This is a genomic window from Achromobacter sp. CSND-B12 (genome assembly GCF_052906545.1).
The window spans coordinates 2,079,728-2,096,309 of the sequence record NZ_JBREGJ010000001.1 but is presented as its reverse complement, the minus strand read 5'-3'; the positions used below and the strand labels follow the sequence as shown (position 1 = coordinate 2,096,309).

17 protein-coding genes are annotated in these 16,582 nt (G+C 69.8%); 1 reads left to right on the top strand and 16 read right to left on the bottom strand.

All coding sequences use genetic code 11. From position 1 onward, the window contains the following. Positions 1-3: 3 nt before the first annotated feature. Positions 4-198: a hypothetical protein gene (locus ACUTAG_RS09805; RefSeq protein WP_020926402.1), complete on the top strand. Its 195-nt coding sequence runs from the start codon at positions 4-6 to the stop codon at positions 196-198. Positions 199-238: 40 nt separating this feature from the next. Here the strand turns inward: ACUTAG_RS09805 and ACUTAG_RS09800 are convergent, their stop codons facing one another. The 16 genes from ACUTAG_RS09800 to ACUTAG_RS09725 all read right to left on the bottom strand — a co-directional run bounded on the left by ACUTAG_RS09800 (position 239) and on the right by ACUTAG_RS09725 (position 16,559). Beyond that, entirely contained in the window at positions 239-754 is a 516-nt protein-coding gene (locus tag ACUTAG_RS09800; RefSeq protein ID WP_148317155.1) for a lipocalin family protein, read from the bottom strand. Between the two features lie 10 nt (positions 755-764). Continuing rightward, the gene (locus ACUTAG_RS09795) at positions 765-1,847 is read right to left on the bottom strand and encodes an SAM-dependent methyltransferase (RefSeq protein ID WP_148317153.1); all 1,083 of its coding nucleotides are present in this window, start codon (positions 1,845-1,847) and stop codon (positions 765-767) included. An 11-nt stretch (positions 1,848-1,858) separates the two neighbouring features. Continuing rightward, positions 1,859-2,626: a DUF1295 domain-containing protein gene (locus ACUTAG_RS09790; protein WP_148317151.1), complete on the bottom strand. Its 768-nt coding sequence runs from the start codon at positions 2,624-2,626 to the stop codon at positions 1,859-1,861. Continuing rightward, the gene (locus ACUTAG_RS09785) at positions 2,623-3,135 is read right to left on the bottom strand and encodes a DUF2878 domain-containing protein (protein ID WP_148317492.1); all 513 of its coding nucleotides are present in this window, start codon (positions 3,133-3,135) and stop codon (positions 2,623-2,625) included. Before ACUTAG_RS09785 ends, ACUTAG_RS09790 begins: the two co-directional genes overlap by 4 nt. Next, the gene (locus ACUTAG_RS09780) at positions 3,135-4,409 is read right to left on the bottom strand and encodes an SAM-dependent methyltransferase (RefSeq protein WP_148317149.1); all 1,275 of its coding nucleotides are present in this window, start codon (positions 4,407-4,409) and stop codon (positions 3,135-3,137) included. Before ACUTAG_RS09780 ends, ACUTAG_RS09785 begins: the two co-directional genes overlap by 1 nt. Continuing rightward, positions 4,406-5,182 (bottom strand): DUF1365 domain-containing protein, encoded by a 777-nt coding sequence (locus tag ACUTAG_RS09775; RefSeq protein WP_148317147.1) that lies wholly within the window; start codon positions 5,180-5,182, stop codon positions 4,406-4,408. The genes ACUTAG_RS09780 and ACUTAG_RS09775 overlap by 4 nt, the downstream gene beginning before the upstream one ends. Then, entirely contained in the window at positions 5,179-6,444 is a 1,266-nt protein-coding gene (locus ACUTAG_RS09770; RefSeq protein WP_148317145.1) for an NAD(P)/FAD-dependent oxidoreductase, read from the bottom strand. Before ACUTAG_RS09770 ends, ACUTAG_RS09775 begins: the two co-directional genes overlap by 4 nt. 2 nt (positions 6,445-6,446) lie before the next feature. Continuing rightward, a complete protein-coding gene (locus ACUTAG_RS09765; protein WP_262352231.1) occupies positions 6,447-7,376 on the bottom strand; it encodes an acyl-CoA desaturase in 930 nt (309 codons plus the stop codon). A gap of 71 nt (positions 7,377-7,447) precedes the next feature. Beyond that, positions 7,448-8,200, bottom strand: coding sequence for a hypothetical protein (locus ACUTAG_RS09760; protein ID WP_148317141.1), 753 nt, complete (start codon positions 8,198-8,200; stop codon positions 7,448-7,450). Between the two features lies 1 nt (position 8,201). Continuing rightward, positions 8,202-9,098 carry an alpha/beta hydrolase gene (locus tag ACUTAG_RS09755; protein WP_080969326.1) on the bottom strand — a complete coding sequence of 299 codons (897 nt, stop codon included), beginning with the start codon at positions 9,096-9,098 and terminating at the stop codon, positions 8,202-8,204. Positions 9,099-9,157: 59 nt separating this feature from the next. Next, complete coding sequence (locus ACUTAG_RS09750) at positions 9,158-9,829, bottom strand: anti-sigma factor (protein WP_102964954.1); 672 nt, start codon at positions 9,827-9,829, stop codon at positions 9,158-9,160. Further along, entirely contained in the window at positions 9,826-10,371 is a 546-nt protein-coding gene (locus ACUTAG_RS09745; protein WP_446650120.1) for an RNA polymerase sigma factor, read from the bottom strand. Before ACUTAG_RS09745 ends, ACUTAG_RS09750 begins: the two co-directional genes overlap by 4 nt. A 157-nt stretch (positions 10,372-10,528) precedes the next feature. Then, positions 10,529-11,665, bottom strand: coding sequence for a hybrid sensor histidine kinase/response regulator (locus tag ACUTAG_RS09740; protein WP_054484794.1), 1,137 nt, complete (start codon positions 11,663-11,665; stop codon positions 10,529-10,531). Then, positions 11,662-12,297 (bottom strand): chemotaxis protein CheB, encoded by a 636-nt coding sequence (locus ACUTAG_RS09735; RefSeq protein ID WP_054445869.1) that lies wholly within the window; start codon positions 12,295-12,297, stop codon positions 11,662-11,664. Before ACUTAG_RS09735 ends, ACUTAG_RS09740 begins: the two co-directional genes overlap by 4 nt. Next, positions 12,294-13,139 (bottom strand): CheR family methyltransferase, encoded by an 846-nt coding sequence (locus ACUTAG_RS09730; RefSeq protein ID WP_020926417.1) that lies wholly within the window; start codon positions 13,137-13,139, stop codon positions 12,294-12,296. Before ACUTAG_RS09730 ends, ACUTAG_RS09735 begins: the two co-directional genes overlap by 4 nt. A gap of 15 nt (positions 13,140-13,154) precedes the next feature. Beyond that, positions 13,155-16,559, bottom strand: coding sequence for a response regulator (locus ACUTAG_RS09725; RefSeq protein ID WP_148317137.1), 3,405 nt, complete (start codon positions 16,557-16,559; stop codon positions 13,155-13,157). Positions 16,560-16,582: the final 23 nt, after the last annotated feature.

Below are 16,582 nucleotides of genomic sequence, written 5' to 3'. Positions count from 1 at the left end.
GGAGTGGCGGTCAGCGCGCCACGGCTGCTGCTGCTGCTGCTGCACGCGGTCGATCTCGAAGGCATCTATCTGTACTACGGTCGCCGCCCCGAACAGCCGCTGCGGGTGCGGACGTTCGTGGATTTCATGGTCAGGCAGCTGGAAGGGAACCGGCAGTTCTTCCTCGATCCTGGCGAGCTGGAGCGAGGGGTGGGCTAGCCGCCACGGCCTCGCGGCGGCTTCGCGGAGCCGACAACAATCATTGGCAACGCTGTGGCACCTTGCGCAGGGACTCCGTGTAGCCCAGCGCGGCGACGCGGTCTGCCAGGTGAGCGTAGGCGTCATCGCTCAGGCATGGCGTGCGTGCCATGATCCACACGTAATCGCGCTTGGAGCGGCCGATGATGGTGGTCTGATAGGCGTCGTCCAGGTAGGCGATGACGTATTCCGCCTGGATCGGCCAGATGAACTGCATGCCCCAGACCGCGTTGCCGGTGTCCGGCCGCACCGTGGCCACCGGGTGCATGGTGCTGACCTCGGCGTCGAAACTGCCTTTGCGGTAACGGAAGTCGGTCTGGATCCGGCCGTCCGGCAGCGGCCGGTAGCTCTCGACGGCATCGTAGGCGTTGCGTTCGGGCCAACTGGGGATGTGCGCGATGACATACCAGTCGCCCATGAAACGCGGCAGATCGACATGGGCCACGGGCGGCATGGGCGCGGGCCCGGCGCAGCCCGCCAGCAGGCCCATCGCGGCAACACACAGGGCGCGCAACATGGCGGTCTCCTCAGGGACGCGTGAACCGGTAGTGGGCGACGCCCCATTGCTGGCCGTGGTCGTAGCCGAACAATTCGGCGCAGGCCATCCAGAACATGCGCCAGCGCTGATGCCACAGCGGCGCCAGCTGCGGGCCATAGGCCTGTTCCAGCACCGCCCGGGCCTGCGCGGCGCGGGCGTCCTGGTTGGCCAGCCAGTGGTTGGCCGTGCGCGCGTAGTGCGTGCCATCGAGAAACCACTTTTCCTGCAGTTGCAGGTCGCGCTGGAAATGCAGCAGCGTGTCGGCCGCCGGCATGATGCCGCCGGTGAAAAAGTGGCGTCCCATCCAGTTGCCGGCGCCTTCGGTCTCGAACGGATAGGCGCGCTCGCGGTGCGCGAAGATGTGCACGAACAGCTTGCCGCCGGGCCGCAGCCATTGGCCGATGCGCGCCAGCAGGTCCTGGTAGTTGCGCATGTGCTCGAACATTTCCACCGAGACGCAGCGGTCGTAGGCGGAGCCGGGCAACGACAGCGCGTTGACGTCGCGGGTGATGACCCGCACATGCTCCCAGCCGCTTTCGCGGCAGCGCGCCTCGATATGCTGGCGCTGGGTAGCCGAGTTGGATACGGCGGTGATGCGGGCGTTGGGAAACTGTTCGGCCATCCACAGGGTCAGCGAACCCCAGCCGCACCCCAGCTCCAGGATGTCCTGGCCGTCGGCCAGCTCGGCGCGCTCGCCATACAGGCGCAGCATGGCGGCTTCGGCCTGGTCCAGCGTTTCGGCGCCGGTCGGGTACAGGCAGCCGGAATATTTCATGCGGGCGCCCAGGCAGAGCTGGAAGAACGCGGTGGGCAGCTCGTAGTGCTGCGCGTTGGCGGCGTCGGTGTGGATGGCCACCGGGCTGGTGCGCAGGCGCGCGATCAGGGCCTGGTCGCGCGCGGTCCAGGCCTCGATGCCGCCGGCGTACTCGGCCGTCAGGCGTTCGGCGCACAGGCGCCGGATGCCCAGGCGCAGCAGTGCGTCGGGCACCAGGCCGCGTTCGGCCAGGCCGAGCAGGCCGGGCGCGGGGCGGTCGGTGGCGAGCGGAAGGTCGTTCAGGCTGGCGGTCGTCATGGCGTGCCTCATCAGGATTTGGGGAACCACGGGAAGAAGGCCGAGGTGCGGCGCTGATACTCGCGGTAGTCGTCGCCGCGAGTGCGCAGGGCCTGCTGCTCGGTGAAGGGAATGCCGCTGATCCAGCGCAGGAAGACGTACATCAGCGCGGGGCCCAGCCACGCCAGCCAGGTCAGGGGCGAGCCCCAGGCCAGCGCGACGTAGCCGAACCAATGGCACCATTCGAAGAAATAGTTGGGATGCCGTGAATAGCGCCACAGGCCGTCGCGGCAGGTCCGGCCGCGATGGGCCGGATCGTCGCGAAAGCGGTCGAGCTGGCGGTCGGCGATGACTTCACCGGCCAGCGCCGCCAGCCAGATCGCCAGGCCCAGCGCGACGGGCAGGCCGCGCGCGGGACTCATACCCACGGCCAGGAAGGGCAGGCTGAACAGCATCACCAGGCCGGCCTGGAACATGAACAGGCCGAAGATCTTGCCTTGATGGCCCGCCCAGTATTCGCGCAGCGCGCGGTAGCGTCCATCCTCGCCATGCCGGACCCTGCGCCACAGGTGCCAGGCCAGTCGCAGCGACCAGACGCCGGCCATCGCGGCCAGGCTGGCCCTGGGCGCCCAGTCGCCTTGGCCGGTGGCGGCGATCAGCAAGGCGCTGGCGCCCAGGCCCGCGGCCCAGACCACGTCGACGATGCCCGCGTTGGCGTGGCGGCGCTGCCAGCTCCAGGCCAACGTCATGGCGATGACCATGACGGCGGCGATGATCAGCCATTGCGACAGGGGATTCATGCGGCCTCCCGCGTCCAGCGGTGTGCCCGGCGCGTCAGCGCCGGCAGGATCAGCCCCCATCCCAGCGCCAGCGCCGCGGTCGCGCGCCAGGCGGGCGCATCGAACTGCACCGCCTGCCAGCCGCGCGCGGCGCCCCAGTAGGCGAGCGGCCCGCCGATAGCGCCGAAAGCAAAGGCCAGCCAGCGGCGCGGCCGCAGGTAGGCCAGTGAATGGTTCAGCGTCAGCGCGAAGGCCGCCCACAGCGCCAGGATCCAGCGTGGCGCGGGCCAGGCATCGGCGGCGTAGACCGCCCAGCCCAGCGCGGACAGCGCGCCGTCGAGCAGGCAACCGCACAGCAACGAGGCGGCGGCCAGCTTCAGGTCGGCGCGCCACTCGGCCGAGCAGGCCAGTTGCGCGGCAATGAAGACCAGGGCCGAGACCACGCCCGGCCACGCCAGGCCGCGGCCCGCGCCGATGACGGCGCTGAACCAGACAAGCTGGTAGCCGAGCAGGTTGGCCCAGAAGCGCATCACACGCCCGCCTGGACCCAGCGCTCGCCGTCGCCGCGGGCGCCGGGAGGGGTCAGCAACAGGTGCGAGACGCCGATCGAGCGTTCGCGAAAGCCCCCTTCGCAGTAGGCCAGGTAGAACTCCCACAGGCGGCAGAAGCGGCTGTCGAAGCCCTGTTCCCGCGCCTCGGGCAGGCGCGCCAGGAAGCGGTGGCGCCAGGCTTGCAGGGTGCGGGCGTACGACAGGCCGAAATCCTCCAGGTGCACGAGGGCGAGGTCGCAGGCGCGGGTCTTGGCCCGCAGCATCGCCTCGACCGACGGGATGAAGCTGCCTGGAAAGATATGGCGCTTGATGAAATCCACTTCGCCCAGCGCCTGCTGGTAGCGATGGTCCTCGATGGTGATGGCCTGGATCAACGCACGCCCGTGCGGCGCGAGCAGGTCGGCGACCTTGGCGAAATAGGTCTCGAGGTACTGGGCGCCGATGGCCTCGATCATCTCGATCGACACCAGCTTGTCGTAGCGGCCCTGCAGGTCACGGTAGTCCTGCAGCACCACACTGACGCGATCGTCCAGGCCCGCCGCGCGCACCCGCGTCAGCGCCAGCGCGTGCTGTTCGCGCGAGATGGTGGCGGTGGTGACGTGGCAGCCGTAGTGGCGCGCGGCGTGGATGGCGAATCCGCCCCAGCCGCTGCCGATTTCGACGACACGGTCGCCCGGGCCGAGTTCCAGCTTGCGGCAGATGGTGTCCAGCTTGCGCCGCGAGGCATCTTCCAGCGTGTCGTCGGCGCCGGCCCAGAGCGCCGACGAGTACATCAGGTCCGGCGACAGGAACAGCGAGAAGAAATCGTTGCCCAGGTCGTAGTGGGCGGCGATGTTGCGGCGGCTGCCTTCGTGGGTGTTGCGGTTGCCGGCATGCCAGCGCTTGAGGGCCCAGCCGGCCACGCGCGCCAGCCCCGATTCCATGCCGTCCAGCGTGTCGCGATTGCGCACCAGCAGGCGCACCAGGGCGACCAGATCGTCGCAGGTCCACAGGCCGTCGCCGTACGCTTCGCCCGCGCCGACGCTGCCCTGGGTGGCCACCAGGCGGTAGAAGGCCATGTCGCGGATGGTCAGGCGCACCACCGGCTCGCCGTCGCCCAGCGTGACGCTGCCCAGGCTGTCCTCGATGGCCAGCCGTCCGCTGGTGAGCGTTGAGAGACGGGCGAACAGGCGTCTGCGCAACAGGCGCTCCAGCGCCCCGGGCGGACGGGTCCCCGCGATGGCGGCATGTTCGGACGGCGTCATGGCTTTCATTGTGGTTCTCCGTTGGGCGTGCGGGGATGGTCGTGGATCGGGTTGCGTTTGAGCCAGAGGCGCAGGGCCTGCCAGTGGATGCCGCCGATGACCTGCAGGGTCATCAAAGGGAAGCGCCACAGCAGGCGCGCCAGCGCAGCGCCGTCGAGTTCGCGGCGCTGCAGGCGCAGGTTGGCATCGAATTGCGGCTGGCCCTGGCGGTTGACGCGCATGTGCACCCGCAGATCCTCGCCCGGGGCGTTGAAGCGCCAGTCATAGATGCAGTCCATGGGCATGAAGGGGGAGACGTGAAAGCGTTTGTCGAAGCGCCAGGCCATGGCGTCGCCACGGCGCTCGGCCTGCGCGACCGGCAGGACGACGCAATGCCGTTGTTTCCATGGGGTGTTCGTGATCTCCGCCAGGATCGCGGCCAGGGTCACGCCGTCGGCTTCGTAGCAGTAGTAGAAGCTGACCGGGTTGAAGACATAGCCGGCGTAGCGCGGATGGGCCAGCAGTCGGATCGGCCCGGCGGGCGCCTCGCCCAGGCGCGCTCGCAGCCTGGCCCGCACCGCCTGCGCCAGCGGCTGCCCCGCCTCGCCATCCAGATAATCGCTGCGGCGCCATTCGGCCAGGTTGGGCCGGTCCACCGACCACAGCCAGCGGCGCTGGAACACCTGGTCGATTTCGTCCAGGTCCAGGTACAGCTGCGCCATGCGGTAGCTGAAACCATGCGCGTGCGGCACGTGGCGCCTGTGCGTCACGCGGCCTTCGTAGAGGGCGCTGTGGCCGTTCATGCCGCCACCGCGGATAAGGCCGCGGCCTGCGACTGGATGCCCCGGACCACGTCCAGCGCGCTGGCCACGCCGTCCTCGTGAAAGCCCCAGCCCCAATAGGCGCCCGCGTACCAGCAGCGGTGGTGGCCCGAGATCTCGTCGCGGCGCGCCTGGGCGGCCACGGACGCGAGGGTGTAAACCGGATGGTGGTAGCGCATGCGGGCCAGCACCTGCGTCGGATCGATGGCTTCGCTGCGATTGAGCGTGACGATGAAGGGGCGGCGCGATTGCAGGCCTTGCAAGAGGTTCATGCAGTAGCTGACCGAGCACGGCGCCGACGGGTCGGCCGGCACATAGGCATTCCACGCCGCCCAGGCCTTGGGGTGGCGTGGCAGCAGGCGCGCGTCCGTGTGCAGCACGACGTCATTGTGCTGATACGTGATCGCGCCCAGCACCTCGCGCTCGGCCGCGCTGGGCGCGGCCAGCAGCTTCAGGGCCTGGTCGCTGTGGCAGGCGAACACCACCTGGTCGTAGCGCGGCCGACCCTCGCACGAGGCCAGCGTGACGCCGTCCGCCTGGCGCGTGACCTGGTACACCGGGCAGTTCAGTCGCACCCGCACGTTCCAGCGTTCGCGCAGGGCGCGGATGTAGCTGCTGGACCCGCCCTGCACCACGCGCCATTGGGGGCGCGCATCGACTTGCAGCATCTGGTGGTTGGCCATGAACTGCACCAGATAACGCGCCGGGAATTCGAGGATGCGCGCGGCGGGCGATGACCACAGCGCCGACGCCATCGGGATCAGGTGGTCGGCCTGGAATGCCTGGCCGTAGCGGTGCCGCGCCAGGTACTCGCCCAGCGTCGGGCCGGGCTCGTCGCCGGCCAGCAGGGCCGGGGCTTCGCGGTAGAAGCGCAACAGGTCGCGCACCATGCCCAGAAAGCGCGGCGACAGCAGGTTGCGGCGCTGGCAGAACAGGGTGTCGAGCGAGGTCGCGTTGTATTCCAGGCGGCCGGCCTCCTGGTGCACCGAGAAGCTCATGGTGGTGGGCTGCGAGCGCACGCTCAGCTCCTCCAGCATCGCCGTGAAGTGCGGATAGTTGAGAGGGTTGTGCACGATGAAGCCGCTGTCCACCGCATAGCGGCGGCCGTCCTGCTCGACATCGTGGGTGTGCGTGTGGCCGCCCAGGTAGTCGTTGGCCTCGTACAGGGTCACGTCATGGGCCTGGCCCAGCTTCCAGGCGCAGACCAGTCCCGCGATGCCCGAACCGATGATGGCGATGCGCATGGTCATTCCTTGGCGCGCGCCAGCACCCAGGCCGGCACGGGTTTCAGGTCCCAGATCAGGCCGGTGGTCGCCAGCAGGCGCAGGCCGTACCAGGTGAGGTCGATTTCCCGGGCGCGAAAGCCCTGGCGCGCCGAACCGGGATAGAAGTGGTGGTTGTTGTGCCAGCCTTCGCCGAAGGTCAAAAGCGCCAGCCAGGCGTTGTTGCGGCTATCGTCGGCGGTGTCGTAGCGGCGCCTGCCGTAGCGGTGCGCCAGTGAATTGATGGTGACGGTCGCATGGAACAGCGCCACCGTCGAGATGAAGAAGCCCCACACCAGCATCTGCGGCCCGCTGGTGCCCAGGCCGGGCGCCAGGCGCTCGAGCGCGGCGCCCAGGGCATAGCACAGCAGCGCCAGCGCGATGGGCACGGCGGCGTCGAAGCGGTCCAGCCAGCGTAGTTCGCGGTAGCGGCGCAGATCCGGCACGCGCGCCAGGTCGGTGGCGAAGGCGCGCGGCGTCAGGAACCAGCCCATGTGGCTCCACCAGAAACCGTGGCGGGCCGGCGAGTGCAGATCCTGTTCGTCGTCGGCGTGGCGGTGATGGTGGCGGTGGTGCGCCGCCCACCATAACGGGCCGCGCTGGGCGCACGAAGCGCCGAGAATGGCGAACACCAGCTGCATGGCGCGCGAGGTGCGGAAGGTGCGGTGCGAGAAATAGCGGTGGTAGAAGCCGGTCAGGGCGAACATGCGCACGGCGTAGAGCGCCACCGCCACGGCCACCGCCGCCGGCGAGACGCCGGTCCATGCGACGCCCAGGCAGCCAACGTGCAGCAGCGCGAAGGGCAGGGCGCGGGTCCAGTCGATGCGGTCGGGCGGGCCGGCGGGCGCGCCCGCCGCCTGGGTATCGACCCAGCGGCGTATCGAAGTGGTCCAGTGAGAGGGTTCAGGGCGCATCATCGTGTCCTGTTCGAGGCTTGCGGGGATATACGGGCGGGGCGGGCGGACGGATGCGTAGGTGGAAACCCTTAGTCGCACCGTCCCGTCAACGGCGTGGCCGCCGCGGCGTCCATGTCCTGCTGGGTGGGCGGGGCCAGTTCGGCGTCGGCGGGGAATTCGATGCGCACGGTCTGCGTGCCGCCGTTGCCGTCGCGCAGGTTGCTGGGGCCTTCGAAGCGGCGCAGGCGCCGGCTGTCGCGGTCGTAGGTCACGCGCAGCGGCGGCGCGGCGAAACCGTACCAGGCATCCAGCCGCAGCCGGAATACGCGCTCGCGCCGTTCGGGCACGTCGCGCGCCTGGACTTCCAGCGGCATCAGAGCCAACCGGCTGGGCACCAGGAACTGCAAGGGGCGGTCGGGTGAGTCCCAGTGCGCGCGCAGCCAGGCGTCGAAGCCGGCGTCGATCACCGGGTCTTCGGCCTGCGGCAGCGCCTGGCTGCGCGTGGTCGCGCTGGCGCGCGCCTGCACGTAGGCGTGGCGCACGCCGCCGCGGCTGCTGACGCCTTCGCGGTAGCCGTCGCGCTGGTCCAGCAGGGCGAAATCGGGCGCGGGATCATCCACGCCGCCGCGCACCCATTTGCGGGCGAAGGCGGCGCCGTCCGGACAGCGATACAGCACCAGCCGGGTCTGCCGCGCGCCGTCCCTGACGACCCAGTGCTCCTCGCGGTAGCGCTCGGCGCCGCCGCGCTGAGCATAGGCGTAGCCCAGGTAGTGTTCGTTGGCCGCCTGGGCGCCAAGCGGCGTCAGCGGCAGGATCAGGGCGAGCAGCAGCGATGGGCGCATGTCATTCTCCCGGGGCGGAGCAGGGACGGGTCACGAACGCGGCCATGTCGTCCAGCACCGGCGCGCGCCAGCGCAAGGGCCGCGCCAGCGCGCCCACCAGCAGTTTGTGGCCGAGGTCGGGATACTCGACCAGGCGCGCGCAGGCGCCAGCGGCGCGCAGGGCGCGCGCCAGGCCGGCGCTGTTGCGCCGCGGGTCCACCGCGGTGTCGGCGCTGCCGGTCAGCAGCAGGCCCGGCGGGGCGGCGGCGCTGACGTGGCGGATCGGTTGCGAGTCGGCCGGCGTATCGGGAAACCGGAACACCGGCCGCACGTCACGCGCGACGATCGGCAGGAAGTCGTAGGGGCCCGCCAGGCCGATCCAGCCGGCCAGCGAGCCCGGCGCGGAGCCGGCATCGCGCAGCCAGCGCGGATCCAGGGCCAACATGGCGGCGATGTAGCCGCCGGCGCTGTGGCCGGCCACGAACACCCGGCCCGGGTCGCCGCCATAGGCATCGATATGCCGTTGCGTCCACGCCACCGCCAGCGCCGCGTCCTGCAGGAACGTCGGGTAGGTTGCCTCGGGATAGAGGCGGTAGTCGGCGATGACGGCAATGATGCCGCGCGAGGCCAGCGCGTCGCCCGCGAAGCGATAGTCGGCGCGTTCGCCGCTGCGCCAGCTGCCGCCGTAGAAGAACACCACCACCGGCGCGCCGGCGGCGTCCAGCGGCGCATGGATGTCCAGGCGCTGGCGCGGCAGCGGGCCATAGGCCAGCCCGGACGTGGCGCGGCTGGCGCCGTCGGGCACGGCGCCGTTGAGCAGGGTCAGGGGCGAGCAGGCGGCCAGCAGGCCTAGCGCCAGGCTGGCCAGCAGCAGTATCTCGAGCAGGCCGCGCTGGCCCGGGCCGATCCAGGAAGACATGGGGTGCTCCGCAACGGGGACACCCCTCTATACGGGCACGGGCCCGCGTTGGATGCGGCTCAGATCTTCAGCACGTCGCCGCTCATGATGACCGGCCCGGTGGGCGCGCCGGTGGGCGAGCCGCCCGGCGGCTCCAGCGTGATGGCCAGTTGCTGGACGCCGGCCAGGCCCTGGGCGCGGCGCAGCGCCGTCAGGCCTTCGGGCGACACTAGCCCGATCGACTGCGGCGCCTGCCCGGGCGGAATGGCCCAGAGTTCCAGGGACTTGCCGCCGGCGCGCGTCGCCAGGTTCTGCAGCGCGTGGATGTGCAGGCCGCCGGCTTCGTCGGCGCGCACCACCAGCATGGCTTGCGCCTCTGGGCTTTGCAGCACGGCCATCAGTTGCGCCCGGGCGGCGCGGTCCACCTGCATGGGATAGATGACGACGCCGGCCACCAGCAAGGCGGCCAGCGCGCCGCTGGCAATGCGCCAGAACGCCAGGCCGCGCCACCAGGGCGCCGCGCCCGGGTGCAGGCGGGATTGGATCGCGCGCCAGACGCGGCGCGGGGGCGTCCTGCCGGGCAGCGACCAGAGCAGGGGGTAGATGTCGTCTTCCCAGCCCCGCACCTGCCGGCGCAGATTGGCGTCGGCGGCCATCAGGCCCTCGAAGCGGCGGCGGGCGCCGCCGCGCATGGCGCCCGAGACATAGTCGGCCGCCAGCCGGGCGCGCAATTGCGGATCGCGGTAGTTCATGACAGGCACCTCTTGAGCCGTTCCATGCCGCGCCGCACCCAGCTCTTGATCGTGCCCAGCGGAGCCTGCAGGCGGCGGGCGATCTCGCCGTGGCTCAGGTCGTCGAAAAAGGACAGCGCGATGGCCGTGCGCTGCTGGCCTTCCAGCTGCTTGAGGCAGTCGGCCAGGCGCCGGGCATCCTGGTCGGACTGCAGGCGCTCGAAGGGGCCGGGCGCGTCATCCGCCCAGGCCAGCGTCAGCTCGCCGTCGGCGTCCGGGCGCTCCAGGTCGGGCCGGCGCAGCAGGTCGATACAGCGGTTGCGCACGATGCGGGTCATCCAGGTGATGACTTGGCTCTGTTCCGAAGAATAGCGGGCGGCGTTGCGCCAGATATTGATGAAGCTGTCCTGGAGGACTTCTTCGGCCCAGTCGCTTCGTCGCAATATACGGACGGCAAGGGCAAACAGATGCGGGGACGTTTGACGATAGAGTTCGGCCAGCGCGGATTCCTGGCCGCGCGCGCAGTCTTGTATCAGGGCCTTCAGACGTACTGGGTCGGGCATGACGGGTATCCGGGGTCACATGGGGTGCGGCCGCAGAATGCGCGGAATGGGCGCCACGGCGGGACGCGCCGCGGCACCATCCGACATACTACCGAAAACTCCGGCCTCGTTGCGCGGCCCGGCCCTTGGCGGGCCGTTCTGACGCGGATCGATATCGTCAGGTCGAGGCGGTCGACGCCTGCCGTGGCAGCGCCACGCGGAAGCGGGTGATGCCGTCGCGCGATTCGGCGCTGATGCGGCCGCCGTGAGATTGCGCCACCTGTTGCGCGATGAACAGTCCCAGCCCCAGGCCGCGATGGCCCCCGGCCGGCCGCGCGCCGCTGCGGAACGGGTTGAACAGTTGCGGCAGCAGTTCCGCGGGAATGCTGCCGCCGTTGCTGACCGTGACCACGACCCGGTCGGCAACGGAACCATCCACCTCGACCCGCACCGGCACGTCGCGGGCGCCGTGGTGCAAGGCGTTGCCGAGCAGATTGGCCAGCACCTGGGCGATGCGCTCGCCGTCCCATTCGCCGACCGGGTCGCCGTGGCATTCGGCTTCGATCTGGCGGTCGGCGAAGCCGGCGCGCAATTCATCCAGGGTGCGGTGGACCAGCGTGTCCATGCCGATGCGCGCCGGCGCCAGCGCCAGTCCGCCGGCCTGGCGGATGCGCGTCACGTCGAGCAGGTCTTCGATCAGGTGCTTCATGCGCTCGCTGCTCTGGAGCATCCGTTGCGCCACGCTGACCACGCGCGCGTCGCCGCCCTGGCGCGCCAGCATCGAGGCGCCCATGATGACCGCCTGCAATGGCGTGCGCAGGTCATGGCTGAGCACGGCCATGAACATGTCGTTGACCCGCAACGCCTCGGTGCGCGCCTCCAGTTGCTGCGCCAGCGCGCGCCGGCGCTCGTGCAACTCGAAGAACACGTTCGCCTTGCTGCGCAGCATGTAAGGGTCGACCGGCTTGTACAGAAAGTCCACCGCGCCGCTCTCGTAGCCGCGGAACTGCCAATTCTGTTCGCGCGAGCCGGCGGTGATGAAGATCAGCGGAATGTGGCGGGTGCGCTCGCTGCCGCGGATCAGCTCGGCCAGCTCGAAGCCGTTCATGTCGGGCATCTGCACATCGAGCAGCGCCAGCGCCACGTCGGGATGATTCAGCAGCAGTTCCAGCGCCTGCGGGCCGGATTGCGCTTTCAGCACTTCGACCCGGTCGCTCGCCAGCAGCGCTTCCAGCGCGACCAGGTTTTCGGGCACGTCGTCGACCAGCAGGCACTTGATGCGGTCATCCGAGGGTTTGGCAGATGTCAATATCATGGTGTGGTGGAAGTGGGGGGGCAGGGCCGCGGCTGCGCGGGCAACTGCGACAGCAGCGCCGCGATGGCGGCGGGCGCCAGGACCTCGGGGGCATCGATGCGCGCCAGGGCGGCGTCGGGCATGGCGCGCATCGCGGCGGTGTCCGGCGCCTGGACCACGGCGCGGCCGCCTGCTGCGTGGATGGCGGCCAGGCCGGCGGCGCCGTCTTCGTTGGCGCCCGACAGCAGCACCCCCAGCAACCGTTCGCCATAGCCGTCGGCGGCGGACTGGAACAGCACGTCGATTGAAGGCCGCGAGAAATGCACCAACGGGCCGATCGACAGCGCCAGGCGCGGTCCACGGTCGACCAGCAGGTGGTAGTCGGGGGGCGCGAAATAGACGTGCCCCGGCTGGATGGGCTGCTGGTCCTCTGCCTCGCACAGCGGCAGCGCGCAGCGGTCGCGGAAGATGTCGACCAAGAGGCTGCGGCGGTCGCGCGGCAGGTGCAGCAGCACGATCACCGCCGCGCGCAGGCCGGCCGGCAGGGCGGGCATCAGCAGGTTCAGGACCTCGATGGCGCCCGACGAGCCGCCGATGACGATGGCGTCCCAGGCGCCCGCCGCGTCGCCGCGATCCGGTGTTGGGGCGGTCACAGGCCGGCCTTCTTGCGGTAGATGCGGTCTTCGAGCACGAAATCATCGAAGCCGTCGGCCTGGGCGGAAAAGCGCACCGATTCGCGCGAGCCCAGGCCCATGAAGCCGCGATGCACCAGCGCGTCATGGAACAGGCGCAATGCGCGGTTCTGCAGGTCGCGCTCGAAATAGATAAGCACGTTGCGGCACGAGACCAGGTGCACCTCCGCGAACACGCTGTCGGTCGCCAGGCTGTGGTCCGAGAACACCATGTGCTCGCGCAACTGCTTATCGAACACCACGCGCCCGTAGCGCGCGGTGTAGTAATCGGACAGCGAGCTGCGGCCGCCGGACTGGGCATGGTTGCTGGTGAAGGCGGCCACCCGGTCCAGGTCGAAGACGCCCTGTTCGGCCGAGCGCAGCGCATGCGGATTGATGTCGGTCGCGTAGATCAGGGCGCGGTCCAGCAGGCCTTCCTCATGCAGCAGGATGGCGAGCGAATAGACCTCCTCGCCGGTGCTGCAGCCGGCCACCCACACCTTGATCGAGGGGTAGGTGCGCAGGATGGGCACCACTTCGCGGCGCAGCGCCAGGAAATAGCTGGGGTCGCGGAACATGTCGCTGACCTGGACGGTCAGGAATTGCAGCAGGCTGGTGAACACCGGCGGCTCGTGCAGCACGCGGTCCTGCAACTGCGACAGGGTCTTGCAGCCGAAGTGCGACAAGGCGCTGCGCAGGCGCCGCTTGAGCGAGGCCTGGGCATACTCGCGGAAATCGTAGTGGTACTGGTGATAGATCGCGTCGAGCAGCAGCCGCTGCTCGATATCGTCGGTCTGCGCCTTGTTCGGTGGGGACTGGGGCATGATCGCGGGGCCGCGTTACTTGCGCATCCAGACGCGCACCAGCGACAACAGCCGTTCCACGTCCAGCGGCTTGGCGATGTAGTCGTTGGCGCCGGCGGCCAGGCATTTCTCCTGGTCGTCCTTCATGGCCTTGGCGGTCAGCGCGATGATCGGCAGGCGGCGCCACTCCGGCCGCGCGCGGATCTCGCGCATGGCGGTGTAGCCGTCCATCTCGGGCATCATGATGTCCATCAGCACCAGGTCGATCACCGGGTGGCCGTCCACGCCGACGCGGTCCAGCGCCTCGAGGGCCTCGCGGCCGTTGCGCGCGATCTCCACCCGCAGGCCGGTCGGCTCCAGGATGCTCGACAGCGCGAACACGTTGCGCACATCGTCCTCGACCACCAGCACCGTGCGGCCTTCGAGCGCGCTGTCGCGGCTGCGGGCCAGCTCCAGCATCTGGCGCTGCTGCGGCGGCAGGTCGGCCTCGACCTGGTGCAGGAACAGCGTCACCTCGTCGAGCAGGCGTTCGGGCGAGCGCGCGTCCTTGATGATGATGGACTTGGAGAAGCGGCGCAGTTGCTGCTCCTCGTCGCGCGACAGCGCCCGGCCCGTGTACACGATCACGGGCGGGAACGACACGCTCTCCTGCTCGGCCATCTCGCGCAGCAATTCGTAGCCGCTGATGTCTGGCAGGTTCAGGTCCATGACCACGCAATCGAAGGTGGTTTCGCGCAGCAGCTCCAGGGCGGCGCCGGCGGTCGCGGCCGGCACGATCTCCACATCGTCGCGCGCCAGAAGCTCCCGCACGCTTTCGCGCTGGCGGTCGTCGTCCTCCACCACCAGCACGCGCCGCACGTTCTGGGTGAACTTGGCTTCCAGGCGCAGCAGCGCCTGGGTCAGTTCCTCGCGCTTGACGGGCTTGAGCGCGTAGCCGATCGCGCCGCGGCCCATGGCCTCCTGGGCGTAGTCGGCCACCGACACGATGTGCACCGGGATGTGGCGCGTGTGGGGGTTGCGCTTGAGCTGGTCCAGCACGCCCAGGCCCGAGAAGTCGGGCAGGTTGATGTCGAGCACGATGGCGTCGGGCCGGCGCTGTGCCGCCAGCGCCAGGCCGTCGGTCGCGGTGTGCGCGGCCAGGCAGCCGAAGCCCATTTCGTGCGCCAGGTCGCCGAGAATGCCGGCGAAGCGTTCATCGTCCTCGATGACCAGGATGGTGCGGCCGGCCTCGCCGGCCGGTTCCGGGTCTGGCTGGACCGGCTCGGCCGCAGGCGCGGCGGCGGGCACCGCCCAGGCGGGAATGGCGGGCGGCGTCGGGATCGGCGCGGGCAGGCTGGGGACGGGCGCCGCAGGCGTGGCCTCCAGGCGCATCGGCAGCAGCAGCGTGAACACGCTGCCTTGCCCCGGCGTGCTGACCAGCGACAGGGATCCACCCAGCAGCTTGGCCAGGTCGCGCGAGATCGACAGCCCCAGACCGGTGCCGCCATGCTTGCGATGGCTGCTGCCATCGGCCTGGCGGAAGGCCTCGAAGATCAGTTCCTGCTGGTCGGCCGGCACGCCGATGCCGGTGTCCTGCACGGCGAACGACAGCATGTTGCGCGGCGCGCGCGACACCGTGAGCGCAACGCTGCCTCGCTCGGTGAACTTGAGGGCGTTCGACAGCAGGTTCTTCAGCACCTGGCCCAGCCGCTGCGGGTCGGTATGCAAAGACGCCGGCACGTCGGCGGCGATGTCCAGTTCCAGGGTCAGGCGCTTGTCCTGCGCGATCGGGCGCAGCGGATCCAGCAGCCGCTCGAGCGCCGGCGCGATGGCCACGGCCTCGACCTCCACGGTGGCCTGGCCGGCCTCGATCTTGGCCAGGTCCAGAATGTCGTTGATCAGCGCCAGCAGGTCGCTGCCCGCTTCGTAGATGGTCTGTGCATACTTGACCTGGTCGGCGCTCAGGTTGCCCGGCTTGTTTTCGGACAGCAGCTTGGACAGGATCAGCGTCGAATTCAACGGGGTGCGCAGTTCGTGGCTCATGTTGGCCAGGAACTCGCTCTTGTACTGGCTGGCCTGCGTCAGCAGCCGCGCCTTGTCGGTCAGCGCGCCCTGCACCCGCAACAATTGCTCGGTCTGCAGTTCCAGGCTGACGTTGGCCTGCTTGAGCTCGGTCTGCTGCACCTCCATGCGCGCCTGCGATTCCTGCAGGATGCGGCTCTGCTGTTCCAGCTCTTCATTGCTGACGCGCAATTCTTCCTGCTGGGTCTGCAGTTCTTCCGACTGGCGCTGGGTTTCCGCCAGCAGCGCCTCCAGCCGCGTGCGGTCCAGGCCGGCGCGGATCGCCGAGGCCAGCATCTCGGAGGCGCCCTCGAGCAGGCTGCGCTCGCTCTGGCCCACGGCGTGGGTGAAGCCCAGTTCGATCACGGCATAGACACGATCGTTCTGTATGGCGGGCGCGAGGATCAGTTCGGCCGGATTGGACGTGCCCGTGGCCGACGAGACCGGGAGGTGGTCGGGCGGTACATCGCGCAGGTGCAGCAGCTTGCGCGAACTGGCCGCCTGCCCGACCAGCCCTTGCGCGGCGGGGATCTTCTGCGCCAGGCGCTCGGCCGGCAGGGCGTAGCCGCCGAAGAGTTCCAGCTCGTCGCCGCCGTGGTTGACGACGTAGCCGGCGCCGACGCTGGCGTGCAGGTAGTCCGCCAGGTAGTCCAGCGCGCGCTTGCCGATTTCGTCCAGGCGATGATCGCCCCGCAAGCGCAGGCTCAGGCCCGAGAGGCCGGTCGTGACCCAGGCCTGGCGCGCCTTGGCGCGGTACTCACGGATGGTCACCGCGGCCGACGCCAGGATCAGCGCCAGAAGCAGCATCGACCCGCCCCATGAGTAATAGGTCGAGGTGGTCGAGGCCGCGGCCCAGGTTTCGCGTTGCTCCTCGACCTGGCCCAGCTGGCGCGTGTACAGATCGGCGACCAGGTCGCGCAACCGGTCCATCGCTTCCTTGCCGGCATCGGTGCGCACCACGGCCATTGCGCCTTCCACGTCGCCGGCCTTGCGCATTTCGATGGTCTCGCGCAGTTCCGTCAGCTTCTGCTGGGTGATGCCCGCGATGTCGTTGACGATGCGGCGCTGCGCCGAGTCCGCGGTGGCCGCTTCCTTGACCAGCGCCAGGCGCTGTTCGATCAACGGCACCGAGCGCAGGTACGGCTGCAGGTATGCCGGGTCGCCCGTCAGCAGGTAGCCGCGCTGGCCGATCTCGGCATCCTTGAGCGCCGAGTTGAACAGGCTCAGTTGGCGCACGGTCTCGGTGGCGCGGTCCATGGCCCTGACCGCCTCCGTCCGGGTCTCGGCCGAGCGCACGTTGACGAAGGCGATGACCAGGGTGGCCAGCGCCGCCGTCACGAAACCGGCCATCAAGGTGCGCGGAAGGGTGTGGCGGCTGGCGGATTGTTGCGAATTCGGCATGAGAACGGTTTAAAGTTCGGGGG